At 59.9% G+C, this 18,969-nt stretch carries 13 protein-coding genes; 7 read left to right on the top strand and 6 right to left on the bottom strand.

Annotated features, from left to right (window positions below; all coding sequences use genetic code 11):
* Positions 1–300 precede the first annotated feature (300 nt).
* From I2H19_RS06570 to I2H19_RS06560, 3 genes are read left to right on the top strand one after another with little or no spacing between them, the layout of a single operon-like run.
* Positions 301–807: a MarR family winged helix-turn-helix transcriptional regulator gene (locus tag I2H19_RS06570; RefSeq protein WP_195622087.1), complete on the top strand. Its 507-nt coding sequence runs from the start codon at positions 301–303 to the stop codon at positions 805–807.
* Positions 800–2,614, top strand: a complete 1,815-nt coding sequence (locus tag I2H19_RS06565; RefSeq protein ID WP_195234881.1) for an ABC transporter ATP-binding protein — start codon at positions 800–802, stop codon at positions 2,612–2,614. The genes I2H19_RS06570 and I2H19_RS06565 overlap by 8 nt, the downstream gene beginning before the upstream one ends.
* Positions 2,607–4,526 (top strand): ABC transporter ATP-binding protein, encoded by a 1,920-nt coding sequence (locus tag I2H19_RS06560; RefSeq protein WP_195622085.1) that lies wholly within the window; start codon positions 2,607–2,609, stop codon positions 4,524–4,526. The genes I2H19_RS06565 and I2H19_RS06560 overlap by 8 nt, the downstream gene beginning before the upstream one ends.
* A 180-nt stretch (positions 4,527–4,706) precedes the next feature.
* On the opposite strand, the gene I2H19_RS10080 is transcribed toward I2H19_RS06560, so the two are convergent.
* From I2H19_RS10080 to I2H19_RS06530, 6 genes are all read right to left on the bottom strand, one after another.
* Entirely contained in the window at positions 4,707–5,798 is a 1,092-nt protein-coding gene (locus tag I2H19_RS10080) for a GGDEF domain-containing protein (protein ID WP_225094011.1), read from the bottom strand.
* 142 nt (positions 5,799–5,940) lie between these two features.
* The gene (gene srtB / locus I2H19_RS06550; protein ID WP_006235673.1) at positions 5,941–6,675 is read right to left on the bottom strand and encodes a class B sortase; all 735 of its coding nucleotides are present in this window, start codon (positions 6,673–6,675) and stop codon (positions 5,941–5,943) included.
* Positions 6,676–6,695: 20 nt separating this feature from the next.
* Positions 6,696–7,799 carry a DUF7601 domain-containing protein gene (locus I2H19_RS06545; protein WP_195622083.1) on the bottom strand — a complete coding sequence of 368 codons (1,104 nt, stop codon included), beginning with the start codon at positions 7,797–7,799 and terminating at the stop codon, positions 6,696–6,698.
* A 51-nt stretch (positions 7,800–7,850) separates the two neighbouring features.
* Positions 7,851–8,384 carry a signal peptidase I gene (gene lepB / locus I2H19_RS06540; RefSeq protein ID WP_195622082.1) on the bottom strand — a complete coding sequence of 178 codons (534 nt, stop codon included), beginning with the start codon at positions 8,382–8,384 and terminating at the stop codon, positions 7,851–7,853.
* Between the two features lie 95 nt (positions 8,385–8,479).
* Positions 8,480–11,611 (bottom strand): DUF7601 domain-containing protein, encoded by a 3,132-nt coding sequence (locus tag I2H19_RS06535; protein WP_195622081.1) that lies wholly within the window; start codon positions 11,609–11,611, stop codon positions 8,480–8,482.
* Positions 11,612–12,052: 441 nt separating this feature from the next.
* On the bottom strand, positions 12,053–12,931 hold the full coding sequence (locus I2H19_RS06530) for a LysR family transcriptional regulator (RefSeq protein WP_271745734.1): 879 nt from the start codon (positions 12,929–12,931) through the stop codon (positions 12,053–12,055).
* A gap of 233 nt (positions 12,932–13,164) precedes the next feature.
* On the opposite strand from I2H19_RS06530, the gene I2H19_RS06525 reads away from it, so the two are divergent.
* From I2H19_RS06525 to I2H19_RS06510, 4 genes are all read left to right on the top strand, one after another.
* Positions 13,165–14,046, top strand: a complete 882-nt coding sequence (locus I2H19_RS06525; RefSeq protein WP_195622079.1) for an SDR family NAD(P)-dependent oxidoreductase — start codon at positions 13,165–13,167, stop codon at positions 14,044–14,046.
* A gap of 84 nt (positions 14,047–14,130) precedes the next feature.
* A complete protein-coding gene (locus I2H19_RS06520; protein WP_117655362.1) occupies positions 14,131–15,387 on the top strand; it encodes an MFS transporter in 1,257 nt (418 codons plus the stop codon).
* Between the two features lie 69 nt (positions 15,388–15,456).
* On the top strand, positions 15,457–16,497 hold the full coding sequence (locus I2H19_RS06515) for a Gfo/Idh/MocA family protein (protein WP_195622078.1): 1,041 nt from the start codon (positions 15,457–15,459) through the stop codon (positions 16,495–16,497).
* Between the two features lie 207 nt (positions 16,498–16,704).
* The gene (locus I2H19_RS06510) at positions 16,705–18,852 is read left to right on the top strand and encodes a Tex family protein (RefSeq protein ID WP_195622077.1); all 2,148 of its coding nucleotides are present in this window, start codon (positions 16,705–16,707) and stop codon (positions 18,850–18,852) included.
* The last annotated feature ends 117 nt before the right edge of the window (positions 18,853–18,969 follow it).

The following is an 18,969-nucleotide window of genomic DNA, read 5'->3' as shown; positions in this document are numbered from 1 at the left end:
CGACTACCTTTTGGCAAGTTTGAATCAAGGCAACGCCGATGTTTTGGCGAAGTCAGCGAAAACCCGCCAGAGCGAGCAAGGTGCCTTGAAACAAGGTGGCATTGACCTTCTGGTCATGCCGCCGAAGTTGAAAGGCAGATTGCCGCTCTGGCGGGTTTGCAGCGTCGAGCGGTTACGGCGTTTGGCAAAACGCCGTAACTTAATAAGTTTGGTACCTTGACATTCATTTCTCATGCTCCTAGATTGGTTAGGCACAAAACAATTCCACTACCTAACTAAAGAAAGGAGCGGCACTAATTCATGTGCGATGAACCTCTTAGCCTTTGTTCGCACGAGCCCGGCGGCGACCCGTCACAGCCGGCGGATGTACCCGAAGCGGTTAGCTCGGAAGACAAGCTTGCCAAGCGCATCCTGAGCGGCCTGGGTTTTTGCGGCCATTACATGCATTTTCATGGCGGAGGCGTGTCCGGCAAGGCGCCCATCATCTGCCTGCTGGCCAAGCAGCCCGGCGGCGAGATGTCGCAGCAGGAACTCGGCATGCACTTTGACCTCAAGCCGGGGTCGCTTTCCGAGATCCTGTCCAAGCTCGAGGTCAACGGTCTCATCGAGCGCAGCCGTAACCCCAAGGATCGACGGCAACTCACCATTCGCCTGACCGAAACCGGCCGGGAAAACGCCCGCATCGACCAGGCGGCCCGCATCCGCTTTAGAGAACGGGCCTTTAGTGCCCTCACTCACGACGAGCGCGAGCAGCTCGCCGAAATGCTCGAGAAAATCCGTGTAACCTGGGAGGAACTGGATGATTAAAACCCTCATGGGCAGCATCCGCGACTATATGAAAGTCGCTGTTGCCACGCCATTGCTCGTGCTTGGCGAGGTGCTCTGCGAGATGCTGATTCCATTTATCACCGCCAACCTGATCGACGCCATCAAAGACGGTACCACCGTAGCCGAGATGCTTCCCACCGCAGGCTTTTTGGTGCTCATCGCGCTGACGTCGCTTGCTTTTGGTGCCGCTGCCGGCGTCACCTGCAGCCATGCGAGTTGCGGCTTCGCCAAGAACCTGCGTCACGACCTGTTCTACAAGATCCAGACGTTCAGCTTTGCCAACATCGATGAGTTCTCGAGCTCCTCGCTCGTCACGCGTCTGACCACTGACATCAACAACGTGCAGCAGGCCTTTATGATGATCATCCGTATCGCCGTGCGCGCGCCGCTGGTCTTGATCTTCGCCTTTACCATGGCATTTATCATGGGCGGCAGCGTCGCCATGGTCTACCTGGTCATCATTCCGCTGCTGGGCTTTGGACTGTTCTTTATCATCTTTAAGGTACGCCCCATCTTCTCGCGCGTGTTCCACAAGTACGACGCCCTTAACGAGTCCGTCGAGGAAAACGTCACCGGCATGCGCGTGGTCAAGAGCTACGTGCGCGAAGACTTTGAGAAAGAGAAGTTCGCCACCGCCGCGCGCGACGTCCAGATGGACTTCACCCGCGCCGAGAAGCTGCTCGCCTTTAACAACCCCATGATGAACATCTGCGTCAACGGCGCGTTTGTCGTCATCATCTACCTGGGCTCCAAGCTCATCATCACGAGCCAGGGCACGCTGTTCGACGTGGGCCAGCTCTCCTCGATCTTTACCTACGGTTTTCAGATCCTCATGAGCCTGATGCAGCTGTCGATGATCTTTGTCATGGTGACCATGGCCGACGAATCGGCGCACCGCATTACCGAGGTGCTGGCCGCCGAGCCCACGATCGCCGATCCCGCCGAGCCCGTGCTCGAGGTTGCCGACGGCTCCATCGACTTTGACCACGTGAGCTTTAAGTATTCCGCGCATGCGAAGCGCCAGGCGCTCGACGATATCGACCTGCACATTAAGAGCGGCGAGACCATCGGCATCATCGGCGGCACCGGCTCGGCCAAGTCCACGCTCGTAAACCTCATCGCCCGCCTGTACGACGCCACCGAAGGCACCGTGCGCGTGGGCGGCATGGACGTGCGCGACTACGACCTGGACGCACTGCGTCACCAAGTGGCCATGGTGCTACAGAAAAACGTGCTGTTTAGCGGCACCATCGCCGAGAACCTGCGCTGGGGCGACCCGAACGCCACCGACGAGGAAGTCCGCGAGGCGGCACATCTGGCCTGCGCCGATGAGTTTGTCGACGGCTTCCCCAAGGGTTACGACACCTGGATCGAGCAGGGCGGCTCCAATGTTTCCGGCGGTCAGAAGCAGCGCCTGTGCATTGCGCGTGCCCTGCTGCGTCGCCCCAAGATCTTGATCCTGGACGACTCCACTAGCGCCGTCGACACCAAGACCGACGCCAAGATTCGCGCAGGGTTGGCAAGCTATCTGCCCAACACGACCAAGCTCATCATCGCCCAGCGCATTAGCTCCGTACAGGATGCAGACCGCATCATCGTCATGGAGGGCGGCCGCATCGCGCAGATCGGCAACCATGACGAGCTGCTTAAGACGAGCGAGATCTACCGCGAGACCTTTACCTCGCAAAACAAGATGTCTGCCGAGGGCGAAGGGGCCGTCGAGGCCGACACCGAGGCATCCGCAACGCAGGCTCAGACCCAGGAAGGAGGCGAGGCACATGAGTAAGGCAACGACCGCCGAGCGCGCGCTCAACCGCAAGGTCGGCACCATGTCGCGCCTCATCAAGACGCTCTTTGGCTTCTACCCCGTGCTTTTGCCCCTCGTCGTCGTCGGCGTGGTGCTCTGCGCCATCATCAACTCCATCGGCGCGACCTTCCTTCAGAGCGCCCTGCAGATTATTAGCGAATCGTGGCAGTCGGGCGATTGGACGACCGCACAGCCCAAGATCGCACAGCTCGTGACCACCCTCGCCTGCATCTACGGCATCGGCATCCTGTCTTCGCTCTTCTGGAACCGCGCCATGGCCATCGTCACGCAGGGCTCGCTCGAGAAGCTGCGCGAGAAGATGTTCAACCGTATGCAGGACCTGCCGATTCGCTACTTCGACACGCACCAGCGCGGCGACATCATGAGCCACTACACCAACGACATCGACACGCTGCGCCAGATGATCAGCCAGTCGCTGCCCAACCTGCTCATGACGACCATCGTCATCGTCACGGTATTCTTTATCATGCTGTACTACAGCGTGTGGATGTGCCTGGTCATTGTGGCCGGCGTCGTCTTTATGACCTTTATGACCAAGCTGCTCGGCTCCAACTCCGCGCGTTTCTTTATTGCGCAGCAGTCCGAGCTCGGCGTGGTCGAGGGCCATATCGAGGAAGTCATGAACGGCCAGAAGGTCGTCAAGGCATTCTGCCACGAGTCTGCCGCCGAGGCCGATTTTGACGAGCGCAACGAAAAGCTCTTCGAGGTCTCGCAGATGGCCAACATGTACGCCAACATCCTCATGCCCATCCTTATGAACCTGGGCAACCTGCTCTACGTGCTGGTCGCACTGGCAGGCGGCATTTTCCTGGCGCTGGGCGTGCCCAACCTGAGCATCTCGGGCATGGCGCTGTCCATCGCCGTCGTCGTGCCGTTCCTCAACATGACCAAGCAGTTCTGCGGACAGATCGGCCAGATCTCGCAGCAGATCAATGCCGTGGTCATGGGCCTCGCCGGCGCCGACCGTATCTTTGAGCTCATCGACGAGAAGCCCGAGGCCGACGAAGGCTACGTGACGCTCGTCAACGCGCAGGTGAACCCCGATACCTGGCAGCTCGAGGAGGCCGACCACCACACCGGCATGTGGGCATGGAAACATCCGCACCGTGCAACCGGCGAGATCGAGTACGTACCGCTGCGCGGCGACCTGGTCATGGACAACGTCGACTTTGGCTACACGCCCGACCACGAGGTGCTGCACGGCGTGTCCGTGTTTGCTAAGCCGGGTCAGAAGGTCGCGTTTGTCGGTGCCACCGGTGCCGGCAAGACGACCATCACCAACCTCATCAACCGTTTCTATGACATCGCCGATGGCAAGATCCGCTACGACGGCATCAACGTCAACAAGATCCGCAAGGCCGATCTGCGCCGCTCGCTGGGCGTGGTGCTGCAGGACGTGAACCTGTTCACCGGCACCGTGATGGATAACATCCGCTACGGTAACCTGGACGCCACCGACGAGGAGTGCATCGCGGCGGCCAAGCTCGCGGGCGCGGACGACTTTATCACCCGCCTGCCCGACGGCTACGACACGATGCTCACCGGCAACGGCGCGCAGCTGTCGCAGGGCCAGCGCCAGCTGATTTCGATCGCACGCGCCGCCGTCGCCGATCCGCCGGCGATGATTCTGGACGAGGCCACGAGCTCCATCGACACCCGCACCGAGGCCATCGTGCAAGCGGGCATGGACAAGCTCATGGAGGGCCGCACGACGTTTGTCATCGCGCACCGCCTGTCCACCGTGCGCAACTCCGACGCGATCATCTGTCTGGACCACGGCCGCATCATCGAGCGCGGTAACCACGACGAGCTGATCGCCAAGCGCGGGTATTACTACCAGCTCTACACCGGAGCGTTTGAGCTGGAGTAGTTCGGCCCGCCGAGACGGCCGATTTGCCGCTCATTCGTCGGGCATGACCCTAAGGTCAATGCCCTCCTCTTTCGGGGCAAATCGACTCATCTCAGCGACCCAAACACAATGCGCCGCAACGAATAAAGCCTCCGCAGCCACACGGGCTGCGGAGGCTTTTCTATGCCCTCTGTTACAGGCTTACCGCTCCTCGCGTTGCGGCCCAGCTGCCTCGGCTGTCTTTACGCGGTTCTTGTCGATGTACATGTTTTTGTCGGCTTGGGAAAAGAGCTCGCGCATCGTGGGCGGTTCATCATAATCACTAGAAAGCGCATAGCCCACCGCGTAGCTGATAGGCATGTCGGGGTGAGCCTCGGAATACTCGCTCACGTTCGCACGAATCCGAGCGAGACAGGATTCCACGGCAGCTCGATCGGCATCCCACAGCACCGCGATAAACTCATCGCCGCCGTCGCGGCCCACAAAGCAGGTCTCGGACGCCACGCACCCCAGCTGCTGGGCAAAAGAACGGATGTACTCGTCACCCTTCTCGTGGCCAAAGCTGTTATTGACCGTATGCAGATTGTTAAGATCGAAAACACACAGCGCAACAGGCGCTTCGGCGGAAACGGGATGCCCCTGCCCCAAGATTTCCTCGCACTTGTTCTTGTTGGGCAGTCCCGTGGCTTCATCGAGATAGACTTTGTTCTGCAGCTCGCGATTGAGCGCGGCAGTGCGCACCGCGCGAGCAAGTTCGACCGCAAAGGTCGCCACCAGGCCCACGATGTCGATAATCACCAAACCCTCAAGGCGATTGAGCGCCGTGGCCTTCTCCTGGGAGTAGTCCTCCGCAAGCCTCGTGGCATCGTCACAAATGCCAAAGAACTCCTCGCTCATGGCGATGATGTCGGTGTTCTCGTAGCCGACTTCGCGCACACGGGCAATCTCGGTGCGAAGCTTGTCAAAATAGCTCGCGAGCTCGGTCATCTTTGCCTGATACTCATCGTCATCGAGACGGACGAGATTGAGGTCGTCGCTTCCGTAGCGCAAACCACTAATGTATGAATCAACGGCCTTGAGCAGGTCGTCTTGTGGCTGGCCTGCATCCTCGAGCTTAACGATTCGCTGCGTGGTGCCGCGCACCAGACCGGCGTAGTTGACCACGCGCGCCGTGCCCTGGATGTCGGAGACGAGCAACATGACATTGATGAAGAAAAAGATAAGAACTGCCGTGAGCGCCATCATCAGAAGGCGCACCGCCTGGCTGGCCTTCTTGGCGACAGAAGCATTCACAAGCTCACTCCTCCAAACGGTAAAAGCTCAGATAGCGCGCAGTGTGCCGAAATTCACGCGCGGACAACTCTACCATGATGGACCGAGAGCCTCAAACTTGATGCAGCCTATGGGGCGCAGCTTAATCGGAATATTCAATGAGCTACAAGACCTCTGCTATAAGTGCTCGGCGCCCGTTTGTTTTATCACTGCAGGTAGAAAGAGCGATGATGCGCGAATCAGGGCCAACGTCATCCATGTCCGCATGCACCGCCGTCTGCGAGATATGCGTGAGCAGCGTCTGCATCGAGGCCTGGTCCAGGTTTCCCGGCCCAAAGATAATGTCATCACTCGCAGCAAACGAACACACGGCAACGATGCGCAGCCGGAACGCCCCATCCTTTGTGTAGAGCGTGCCCGTGCGGTGCAGGTCAAAGAAGCCCCTGTCTAGAAACCGATCGACATCGCCAAACATCGCACCGTTATCCATGTGGTGCGCATAGAGCAGATTGTAGGGATCGGTCATCGCGCGGCTGTTGCGCGTATCCAAAAACACCGCTCCCGAAACCGCGGACTCCCCCAACACGTTTTTGTTGAGGTATTCCTGGTTATCTTTTCCCTGAACGAAGGGATAATCGATGTTGGTGCCATCGATGGTGACCCATCCGACAACGTCGGGATTTTTGGCCATCAGATCCTGCAGGCGTGCGCAATCGTTGGTCCCGGTGGGTTTGTAGTGCAGCAGCTCATCGCTGATGAACCCGCCGTTCATAACGTTGTTTGTATCCCACAGCGAATAGCCCCCGTACAGCAGCATGAGCAGCACGAGAAAGCCGGCAAACCACGTAAGCACGCGGTCGCCGGCTCTCGCCAGCCGAGCTATGCGTTTAAGCTCCATCGGCTGTAATCCTCGCTGTTTTAACGACGATTACGACGAGGACGGAAGAAGACCACGCCCATCACGGCAGCAAACGCGACGATTGCCGCATAGGGAACGACCGTCCGAATAACATCGGTCGGAACGGTAACATCCTTGGTGTTGGTAAAGATCACCGTGGTGTCGTAAGCACCGATAGCTTCCTCGACAATAGAGCTACCTTCTGTCGAATTGGTGCCATCACCAATCTTGTACGACGTCTTATAACCGTCGCCATGATAATCCGCCTCAGTTACGGCGAATTTATCCTCCGATGAGAGACCGTAAACGATGACGGATTCCCCATGCTTAAGGCTTACGGTAACCGCAGTTCCCGACGTAGCTGGAGTTTGGCTCATGGTGGTGGCACCGTTTTTCACAGTGGCGTACTCATAGCTCTCCCCGTCAGCGCCTTTAATCGTGAAGGTAAAATTAAAGTCCTTATTCTTGTCACCTTGGTTGCCCTTGACGACCTTTGTGATGGTCAGCTTATGGGTGACATATTTGTTCAAAAAACCTGCGGTCTTCTCGCCCGAGCCTGCTTCTGTTCTAAGAATACAGCCCTTAACAACATAGCCCGAACCGCCATTCTCTTCGTTTTCTACGTAAACATCCAGGAAGAGCTCCTTGTATGTAACGTTGAGACCGTCCAGCCCTGACGGCGTCTGCGTAATTTTATATCGATAGATACCCGGAGCCTTGAACAGAGAGGTTTTAATTTCGGCACTCAGTTTGGCGGTTATTGTCTTAGTTTTCTCACCGGTATTCTCTGTGCTTGTAAGGCCTTTGTTGGAAAAATTAACGGAAGTCGGCGAAAGCGTGACGGCGTCTGTCACTCCAGCATAAACGGGCATACCGCTCGTGCTCGTAAACTCACTCTCCTCATCCGCCGGCGCAATCGAATAGTTAAACGTCGCATTAGGCACCACGGCATTCTCATTCATGGTAAGCGTCGAGGTGATCGTAACCTTGTTGTCTTTTACCGGCAGATGCGGTTGAGCGGCACTGTCCTCCGCCCACGCGGGCGCGACAACTCCCACCAAAGCCAGCAGCATCGTGGCAGCCACAACTGCAAATGCTGTCAGTCGTCTCTTTCCAGTTTTCATGTTGTATCCTTCCTCTCGGGCATATGCCCTTAATAAAACCAATCTCCGTGCCTACAGGTTCGACCTGCGCAGCACGCTGATCACGTTGCCCTTGATCTGCGAGCGGGCAATCGGCCCGTACAGGCGGCTGTCGTGGCCGCCCTCACGCAAATCTGCCAGTACAAAGAACTCATCCGTTCCCAGGCGCACGGGATAGTCCACAGCAGACTCATAGCGCGGCGTCGGCGTGGTGATGTCGCTTTCCACAACAACAGCCCCGTTAACCATGAGCTCGCCTTCCTCGGTAATCGTGACCTCATCACCGGGACGGGCAACCACGCGGCCTAGGCGCTCTGCGCCATCCGCGGTGTATACCACCACGTCACCCTCGTTGAAGCTCTGGCTGAACCTCCAGTAGAGCATGGCGTCACCCGAACAGATACGCGGGGCCATCTCGCCAGTCGTGACTGCACCCACGCCCAAGACCACGCCAAAGAGCAGCCAGAGCGTCACGACAAAAAATGCCAAGCGCGCCAGAAAACCCACGATATCGCGCCGGTCGTCCGCTTCTCCCAGATCTGGCGCCGCATGGGCGCCCAACCTCACGTTCGACGCGGCCGAATACCGCGAGCCCCGGGGTCTTCCCTGCGGGGCCGCTCGTGCGGCTGGCCCATCACCAGCATTGCTGGCGCCATGTCTTCTCATAGGCGCCCGCCCCTCTTGGAGCCGCGGCGTAAACGCAGCGCAACCATGCCCGTAGCCAACAGCACGCCGGCGGCCAAAATCGCCAGGGCATAGATGGGGTTGCGCGTAATACCCGTAGGCACCGCGACCTGTCGGGAATTGGTGGCCTTAGCTTCAACGGCAACGGTCACACGCGGACCGTTGAGCGTGCCGCTCGCACCCGTAAGCTCGGCGTGGTACCCCAACGACGAATAATCGTCTTCGCTCACGGTATAGACCGCGTTGTAATCCAGCGCCTTAATCGAAACGGTCAGGCCGTCCTTAACGGCAAACGGCACGGTCGCCTTGCCCTGGCCATCGGCCGTAAAGGCCGTCTTGTTTTCCACGGTCTCGGCCCGATCATTCGGTCGCGCCACGAGCGCATGGCTGCCTTGGGCAGACGCATCCGAATACTCGATGGCGTAGGTCTGACCAGCCTTGAGGCCCGTAAAGGTCGCCGTCATCTTAAAGTAGGCACGCTTGTCGCCCATATTGCCCGTAACGCTCTTGGAAACCTTGAGTGTGTAGGTGCGCGGGGTGAATCGTGCGTATACGCATCCCGTATGGCGATCTTTTACGTTGTACGTATAGGTGGGTGAAGACGACAGCAGCTCCGGGGCGTCCGGATTCGATAGGTCGTACCAACCCTCAAAGTGATAGCCCTCCTTGGGAGCGGCCACCGCCTCCACAAACGTGCCGTCATCCACAAAGTAGGCAACGCCCGATTTTTTGTACGCGTCCTCGTCCTTGCCCGAGCCATCCCCGGCATCGATGGAGCCCTTTGCCCCCTTAAGCTTGGAGCTGACCGTGCCGCCCGTCGTTACGTTGCTCCACGTGCCATCGGCATTTTTAAGCTGGGCAACAAAGGCCTGACGATACTTCCATTGCGCCACGAACGTCGCGCCCTGGCTCTCGGGAATGTTTTCGACGGTTACCGCATCGCCCACAGCACCGGTATCCGGATTGACCTTCTTGCCCTTAATGGTAAGAGTGCCGGAATCCGTGGTGCCCTCGGGAGCTGTATGGGTCACCGTGTGTTTGGCATCGAAGCGAACGGCTTTTCCCGAGCCCGCGTACTCCCAGCCCATAAACTTCCAGTCGTCGTTTTGTCCAACGGCAGCATGGGAGGTATAGCTCGCTCCAGCGCCAGAAAGCTGTACGAAATCGCCCGTGGACTCATTGTACGGATCGTAGTGATACGCTTTGCCGCCGTTCACATCGTATTGAACGCCTGCCTTGGAAAACACGAGGTGCACTTTGTAGTGCTTTGTGACCTTGTCGACCTCAAAGCGATAGGTACCATCTTCCAATCTGGTCCAATGTGCGTCGTCGTCTGCGGAATAGAACTCGCCGTTGACAAAAGCACCGATAAAGACTGCCCCGTCATCGCGTTTGGCATCGACCATAAAGTAGGAGTTCTTCTCCTGTTTACCTACGTAGTTTTTGGCATAGGTAAAGTCCGCCGTCTTGGTATTGGCGTTATAAAAATACGTTCCGCTTCCGTTGGGCGTCGTGTATGTCTCGATGCGATAGAACTCCCTAAACGAGATATTGTCGAGGAAGTTGCCGGTCGAATTGCTCCCGTTGGCCGTGTTGTAGGCCACAAAAGCAAAGACGCTCTGGTTTTGGCCATCCGGAATGGTGTAGGTATAGTCGTAGTCAACCTTTTTGCTCTGCTCGAGCGCGTTGGAACCGTAGGAAGCCCACGCGTCGTTTTCGGACGCCATGATCCATACGCACCATTTTTCGGTATGCTCCGCATCGGCCGTCCATGAGAACGCGCTTCCGTTGGGCGCATTGGCAAATCCGCCCACTTTGTCAAACTTGGTTGAATACAGGATGATCTTTTTGCTGCAGCCCGATTGGGAAAAATTGACCACATCCAAGCCGACATAGTTGTCGACGCTCATTTGAATCCATTGAACAATTTGCTGGTACTGATCGAGTGCCTTTTGATTGTCCTTGTACGGCTCGTTTTCTTGTCGCGGACCGATGATAAGGGCCATGGCGTCTCGACCCGAGCGGCCGCGGTGGTCGAGCCCCCACTCGTACTGTTTTCCCGGCTCGGTCGTCACATATTGGTAGAGCGAACTCGCCTCGTGTGCGTTGAGCTCGGCTGCATAGTCACCATCGGAGGGCGTAAACGTAACAGAATGCCCAACTGGGTCGATATAGTAGTCGTTCTTGGCAACGATCTCGATACGATGGTCCGTCTCGGTCGTACGCCAATGGGGCGAGCACAACGTAAACTTGCTGGGCCTCTGGTTCCCTAGATGTATATCCTCTTCAAAGCTGCCGTTAGCAATGTTCGTATTCTCGTTCTTAAGATTCGAGGTCGAGAACGCATAGTTTGTGAGCGTTGTCATGGTCTCGGACGAATTTTCCCAATACACCTTGGCAAAGTCGCTATAGATGTCGCGTGTGCCCTGCTTTTCCACGTGAACGTCGTTGACCAGATTACCAAACCACTCCCGGTATTGTTCGTTCTCCCCCGTAAGATTTGAATCGTAGCAAGTCAGCGCAAGCATCGTTTTGTCGGACGCTGCGGTATAGTCAGCCTGATAGGCAAACTCATCGTCTTCCTCGGGAAGATCTCGATAATAATGCGTGCTGTTGGTGCCAAAGGAGAACCAACCCTGTCCGTTAGAGCTTACGAGCCACACAGAAAGCGCGATGCGACCGTCGCTCTGTTCAAACGAAAAGTGGGATCCATCAGCACTGTTACCAGCAAATCCGCCGTTTGCAGCAAAGGGATCGCTGTAAACGGTGTACTGCTCAACGGTATTTCCCTGGGGCATCTTGACCTGCGCCTTAAGCCAAGCCCGCAGCTGCATAAGCTGGTCTTGGCCTGCGCTGTTAATCGACAGATTCTCCTGTTGAGGACCCATCGTGAGCATCAGCACGTCGTGGTCGGTTGCGGCGCGATGGTTTAGGCCCCACTCGTACGTGGCGCCGCTCTGGGTGGAAAAGGTGGTGTAGGTTGATCCAGGTTCAAAATAAAGATTGGTGCCCTGTGGCCTAAAATTCCACGCAAGCGCAAAGTGATTGCCGTTAGCTTGTTTGGTGTTCGTTTGGGGCTTGAGGAGCTGCGTGGAAAGCTCGAGCTTCATCGTCTCGCCGATTCTCTCATTCGGAGAGGTCGTCGACCAGCCAGTAGCTTGGTTAAACCAGCCAGTAGCTTGGTTAAGAAAGTTTGGGTTTGTTATAAGGTTGCCATCGTCACCGTACGCGCGCGAGGGCAACCCCCCCCCCGGCCATAACGAACACGCATAAGGCCGCTGCCAACATCATAAAGGTGCGGCGCATCGACGCAATATGACCGAAAGGACCCTGCACGGGCGCATCCCCCCCAGCCGCAGCCCGAGCTTTCGCGCAAGCTGCACAAGTAGTTCGTTTAAGCTTTTTGATTCTACACCCAGCCCAGGGCAAAAGCAAAATCATGCGTGACCGATTTGCAGTCATTTTTCGCATCATTTTTCGCATTGTGCTGGTAGTGCGGCGAAAGTAGCTAAAAAAGCCCCGTCCCAAAAAGACTACCCGCGCCAAATGAGCTAGTTGAGGAGTTGGGCCATGGCGTTGACGAATTTTTGTACTTGGAGGGTGGGCTCGAGCGGGTAGTGCAAGAAGACCGGCACCTCGCGGCCACATAGGAACGGCACGCCTACAAAAGCCGGGTGCACGCCCGACCACGCCCCGCAAGTGAGCACCGCGTCGCCCTTTTCCTCCGCCTCGTTAAAGAGCGCAAAGTCAAAACTGTCCACGTCGATCACGTCCACGCCGCCATCGGCCAAAAGATCGATGCGCAGGCTGTCCATGGCGTCGTTGCCGTGGCGCAGTACGCGCAGACGCATACCCTCCAAGTCGGCAACCGTAATGCGATTCTTGCGCGCCAGCGGGCTCGTGCGCGGCAGATCGATATAAAACGGCACGTTGACAATGCGGAGCTTTTGGCATGCGTCGCCCCAGCGTGGGGTAGAAAAACTCGACTGCACCACATCCACCTCGCGCCCCAGACTGCGCATGACGGTCTCGCGCTCATCGTAAAGGTCCCCCACCGGCACAATCTCAAAACGCAAGCGCGGCTCCATGTCGTGCACCTGCGGCCACAGCGCGAGCGTGTGGCGCCCCGGGCACATCATCGATACGCCCAGGCGCACCGCACCGCCATCGCCCGCCGCTCGCCGGGCGCGGCGCAACGCATCCTCGGATTGGCGCATGATCGAGCGCGCGTCGTCCACCAACAGCGCGCCCGCCGGCGTCACCTTGACGCCCGAGTGCGACCGCTCGAACAGCGTGATGCCGAACTCGGCCTCGAAGCCCGAAACCTGCTTGACGAGTGCCGGCGTCGACACGCGCAGCTTTGCCGCGGCACGCGAGAAACTTCCCAGCTCCGCGGCAGCCGAAATAGCGTCAAGTCGTCGATCGTACACGTCAATCTCCCGTTTTCGCACGCGCGGGCGCACAGCACTGCAGGGGGTCGTTTTCGCAGGTCACGCGCTCAATTGAGAACAAACCTCAATGCATAGTATAAACCTATGGTTAATGCTATTCTAACAAATATGCAATTCACCTGCGCAAATGCAAAGCATACGATAACCAGCGAAAACCACGTGGGTCGGTTAATGGGAGCGACCCACCGGGAGGCATAAGAAGGGAAGTTCCTATGAGCAATTGGCTTAAGCTCGAGGGCGATGTTTGCGCTGTGACTGGAGCGCTCGGCGGCATGGGCGTCGAGATTTGCCGCGAGTTCGCCCGCAATGGCGCTAACGTCGTCCTGCTCGACCTGGACGAGGAGAAGGTCAAGGCCACTGCCGCCGACCTCGCTGCCGAGTTTGGCATCCACGCCGAGGGCTACAAGATGAACGCCACCGACGAGGCCGAGGTTCAGGCCGCCGTCGACGCCACCATCGCCGACTTCGGCCGTGTCGACGTCCTCGTCAACACCGCCGGCATCCTGCGCTTCGCCGCCATGGAGGACCTGCCGCTCTCCGACTGGAACGAGGTCATCAACGTCAACCTCACCGGCTACTTCATCACCTCGCAGCGCTTTGGTCGCGAGATGATCAAGGCCGGCCAGGGCCGCCTGGTTCACATCTCCACCGTCGCCAGTCACTCCCCCGAAACGTTCTCGGGCGTGTACAGCTCCACCAAGGCGGGCGTCAACATGATGTCCAAGATGCTGGCTGCCGAGTGGGGTCCCTACGGCGTGCGCTCCAACTGCGTCGAGCCCTGCTTCGTCAAGACCCCCATGTCGGCAAGCTTTTACGCCGATCCCGAGGTCGAGAAGAGCCGCAGCCGCCTCATCGCCACGCGTCGCATCGGCGAGGTCAGCGATATCGCCAACGCCGTCATGTTCCTGGCGTCCACGCGCTCAGACTTTACCACCGGCGACGCCATCAAGGTCGACGGCGGCTTCTCCAACATGATGGGCGACCTCACCGCCAAGCCCGGCGGCCGCCGCGCCTTTGCCGACAACTACCTCAAGAACAAGGGCGTCGAGCTCTGGTCCGATGAGTCCGGCGTCGCAAAGCCGACTGACCAGTAAACCAGCCCGGTAGAAAGGGGAGCGGGGCAAGCACCTCAGCGGCGTTTGCCCCTCCCCTCCCCCGTATCGATTAGAAAGAGTCCAATGGCTTCCACCAACTCCAACAAGGGTCGCGCCGTCGTGCTTTCCGCCGCGTGCGTCACCATGTTCTTTATCAGCTCCATCGCGCTGTATTCCGTTGTGAGCAAGAACCTGCTCGCCGTCTATCCCGAGTGGTCCAGCGCTCTTACCTGGGCTTTCCCGGTCTTCCAGACCATCATGGCCGTGACGGGCATCTTCGCCGGCCGCATCTCCGATAAGATCGGCCCGCGCAACGTCGTGATCGCTGCCGCCGTGTGCTACGGCGTGGGCTGGTTCATGTCCGGCACCGTCACCGAGCCGTGGCAGTTCTACCTGTGGTTCTCGCTCGTCGCCGCCATCGGCAACGGCCTGGGCTACAACCCCGCGCTCACCACGGGCCAAAAGTGGTTCATCGACAAGAAGGGTCTCGCCTCCGGCATCACCCTGGCCGCTTCGACCGCCGGCCCCGCCGTGCTGTCCCCGGTGCTCGCCTCGCTGCTCATCCCGAGCCTGGGCATCTTTGGCGCCCTCAAGGCACTCGGCGTCATCTTCTTTGTGACGATCGCCGCCTCCGCCCTGTTCCTGAAGGCCCCCGAGGCCGGTTGGCTGCCCGAGGGCTTCGAGGCCCCCAAGGGCGGCGCACACGCCGGCACCTTCGGCGACCTCACCCCGGGCGAGATGGTTAAGACCCCGCGCTTCTGGGTCCTCATCGTCACCTTCGCCTTTGCCGCCACCGCGGGCACCCTGCTCGTGGGCAAGGTTGCCTCCATCGCCGCCGTCCAGCTTTTCGCCGACCCCACGAGCGCCGCGGCCGTCGCCCTCGGCGGGGTAGTGGTCTCCGTCAACACCTGCGCCAACCTGGTTGGTCGTCTGTCCTTTGGCCAGATCATCGACAAGCTCGGCGCCTATAAGTCGCTGCTCATCAGCCTTGTCGTCACCATCGTCGCACTCGTCATCATGTCGATGAGCTTTACGCAGAGTATGTTCTTTGTGGCGCTCGCCCTGCTCGGCTTTAGCTTTGGCGCCCTGCTCGTCATCTACCCGCCGCTCACCGGTGGCGCCTTTGGCACCAGCAACATCGGCGTCAACTACGGCATCATGTTTTTGGGCTACGCCGCTTCCACCTGGATCAGCCAGCCCATCACCGCCGTGTTGTATCACGCCGAGGCCGGCAGCGCCGCCTACCAGCAGTCCTTCTACGGCGCCATTGTGATCGCCGCCATCGCCGTCGTGCTCACCGTCTACATGATGGTCTCCGACAGCAAGAAAAAGTCCGCCTAGTTTTACCGATGCGACAAAGGGACAGCCCCTTTGTCGCATTCCACCGGCCACCAGTATTAAGGAGTCGAAATGTCTGAGCTCAACCCCGTCCGCATTGCCGTTATCGGCGCCGGCGCCATGGGCCGCAACCACATCCGCTTTGTCACCGAGGAGCCCGAGGCCGAGCTCGTCGCCATCGCCGACGCCTTTGAGGGCGCCCGCGCCACGGCCGAGGCCGCCGGCGTGCCGTTTTACACCGATCCCGCCCAGATGATGGACGAGGTCAAGCCCGAGGCCGTCATTATCGCCACCCCCAACGACCTGCACCTGGGCGTTGCCCGCGAGGCCGTGAAGCGCAACATCGTGCCGCTGGTCGAAAAGCCGATCTCCAACGATCTTGAGGATGCCCAGGCCTTCGCCGCCGAGGCCGAGACCGCCGGCGTGCCCGTGCTCGTGGGCCAGCACCGTCGCCACAATCCCTTCGTCAACAAAGCCAAGGAGATCATCGAGTCCGGCGAGCTGGGCAAGCTCACCGTGTCGAGCTTCCACTACATGATCTATAAGAACGACGAGTACTTCGACGTCGAGTGGCGCCGCAAGAAGGGTGCCGGCCCGATCCTGGTCAACCTGGTGCACGACGTCGACCTGCTCCGTTACCTGCTGGGCGAGCCCGTTGCCGTCCAGGGCATGCAGTCCAGCGCCGCCCGCGGTTTTGAGACCGAGGACTCCGCCGTGGTCAACGTCCGTTTTGCCGGTGGCGCGCTTGCGAGCATGACCATCTCCGACGCCACCGCCAGCCCCTGGAACTGGGAGGCCACCGCTCGCGAGGATCCGCAGTACCGCCCCTTCGACGCCGACGCCTACTTTATCGGCGGCACTAAGGGCGCCCTTTCGCTGCCCCGCCTGCACCAGTTCTCCTACGACGGTGCCTCCAACTGGCACAAGCCGCTGCAGATGGAGATCCCGGCCGTGGACCCGGCGCTGCCGCACAAGATGCAGCTCAAGCACTTTGTGAAGGTCGTTCGCCGCGAGGTCGAGCCCGTCGTAACCCCTGCCGACAACGTTAAGACGCTCACGCTTCTCAACGCCATCAAGGAGGCCGCCGAGACCGGCCAGCTCGTCGAGCTGTAATGCCTTAGGGCGTGCCGCGGCAGAAACCCCATGCCGAGTCCCTCGGTCCGCCACCAATAAGCCCCTCTTCTTTGCCCCGCGAGCAGCCTCCTGTCCGCGGGGCTTTTGTGCAGTGGCATGTGACAAAGGGACAGTCCCTTTGTCACATCGCGGGTGGTATCCTTGGTAGCCCTGTGCCGCAAACGCACCTTAAACGCAAGGAGTCTCATGGATCTTATCGCCCAGCTCGCCCGCGAGCTCAACCTTAAGGCCGCCAACGTCGAGGCTGCCGTCAAGCTCATCGACGAGGGCAACACCATCCCCTTTATCTCGCGCTACCGCAAGGAAGCAACGGGCGGCATGGACGACGTCGCCCTGCGCGCGCTCGACGAGCGCCTGTCCTACCTGCGCAATCTTGAGCAGCGTAAAGAGGACGTCATTCTGCTCATCGACGCCCAGGGCAAGCTCACGCCCGAGCTCGAGCAACAGATTCGCGAGGCCACGCAGCTCCAGCGTGTCGAGGACCTCTACAAGCCCTACCGCAAAAAGCGCATGACCCGCGCGCAGAAGGCCCGCGAGGCCGGCCTGGAGCCGCTCGCCAACATGATCATCATGCAGGCCTCGGCCAAGGGCAGCGCACTCGACGCCGCCGCGGACTACGTCAACGAGGAGGCCGGCTTTGACACGCCCGAAAAGGCGCTTGCCGGCGCTGCCGACATCGTGGCCGAGACGGTGGCCGAAGACCCCGAGAACGTCGCCGACCTGCGCGCCTTTACGCAAAACACCGCCGACATCGCCGTCGAGGCCACCGACCCCACCGAGAAGACCCCCTACGAGCCCTACTACAACTTTGACGAGCCGCTGCGCCGCATCCCTAACCACCGCGTGCTGGCTATCGACCGCGGTGAGCGCGAGGGCAAGCTCCGCGTGCGCGTGAACGTCGACGGCACTGCCGCCACGGCGCGCCTCGGCAGCCGTTGGCCCCGGCGCCAGGGCGTGTTTGCTCCCATCTTCGATGCCGCCATCGCCGACGGTTACAAGCGCCTCATGGCCCCCTCGCTGGAGCGCGAAGCCCGTGCCAAGCTCACCGTCCGCGCCCAGACCGAGGCCATTAACGTCTTTGCCAAGAATCTTGAGGGCCTGCTCTCGGCGCGCCCCGTGCGCGGCGCCCGCGTGCTCGCGCTCGATCCGGGCTACCGCACCGGCTGCAAGGTCGCCGTCATGGACGAGACCGGCAAGCTGCTCGACCACGGCGTGGTCTACCCCACCAAGCCGCGCCACGACGTCGCCGGCACCAAGCGCGAGCTCGCTCGCCTCGTCAAAAAGGACGGCGTCAACACCATCGTCATCGGCAACGGCACCGCCAGCCGCGAGACCGAAGAAGTCGTCTCGGAGTTCATTGCCGAGCAGGCGCCCAGCCTTCGCTACACCATCGTCAACGAGGCCGGCGCGTCGGTGTACTCCGCTTCCGAGCTCGCGAGCCAGGAGTATCCCGACCTGGACGTCACCGTGCGCGGCGCCATGAGCTTGGGCCGCCGCCTGCAGGACCCGCTGGCAGAGCTCGTTAAGATTCCGCCCCAGTCCATCGGCGTGGGCCAATACCAGCACGACCTTGACCAGGCCGAGCTTTCGCGCACCCTGGGCCACGTGGTGGAGGACGTCGTCAACCGCGTGGGCGTCGACGTGAACACCGCGAGCGCGAGCCTGCTGGGATACGTTTCGGGCATTACGCCGAGCGTAGCCAAGAACATCGTGGCCTACCGCGAGGAAAACGGCGCCTTTACCGATCGCCGCCAGCTTAAGAAGGTCCCCAAACTGGGGCCCAAGGCATACCTCAACGCCGCGGGCTTCCTGCGCATCAGCGGCGGTAAGAACCCGCTCGACGCGACGAGCGTCCACCCCGAGAGCTACGAGGTGGCCACGGCCGTCCTGGAGCGCGCCGGCGTTGCCGCCAGCGAACTCAGCCGTGGCGGCGTACCCGATATCGAGCGCCGCCTGGGCAGCATCTCGGCGCTGGCAAGCGACCTGGACTGCGGCACCCTCACGCTCATCGACATCGTTAACGAACTCAAAAAGCCCGGCCGCGACCCGCGCGACGACGCGCCCGAGGTAGTCTTTAGCCGCTCGGCGCTTTCCATCGACGACCTGGAGCCCGGCATGGAACTCAAGGGCACGGTGCGCAACGTTGTGGACTTTGGCGCCTTCGTCGACGTGGGCGTGCACCAGGACGGCCTCGTGCACATCTCCAAGCTGGCTAACCGCTTCGTCAAGCACCCGAGCGACGTGGTACGCGTCGGCGACACGGTCAAGGTGTGGGTAGAGAAAGTCGACCGCGACCGCAAAAAGATCTCCCTCACCATGGTGCAAGGGAAGTAAACCGCCTAAAGCAAGGGTCCCCCCGGTAGCGCGCAGAGATGTGGTGTAAGAGGCGGGGCATGCCCCGCCCCCTCCCTTTCTTGAAAGGGAGGGGACACCGCCTAGAATTCGTCGTTG

It is taken from the genome of Collinsella aerofaciens (assembly GCF_015560135.1).
In the GTDB taxonomy this organism is placed as follows: Bacteria; Actinomycetota; Coriobacteriia; order Coriobacteriales; family Coriobacteriaceae; genus Collinsella; species Collinsella aerofaciens_AN.
The sequence above is the reverse complement of the archived record's forward strand: the minus strand, read 5'-3'. Positions and strand labels throughout refer to the sequence as shown.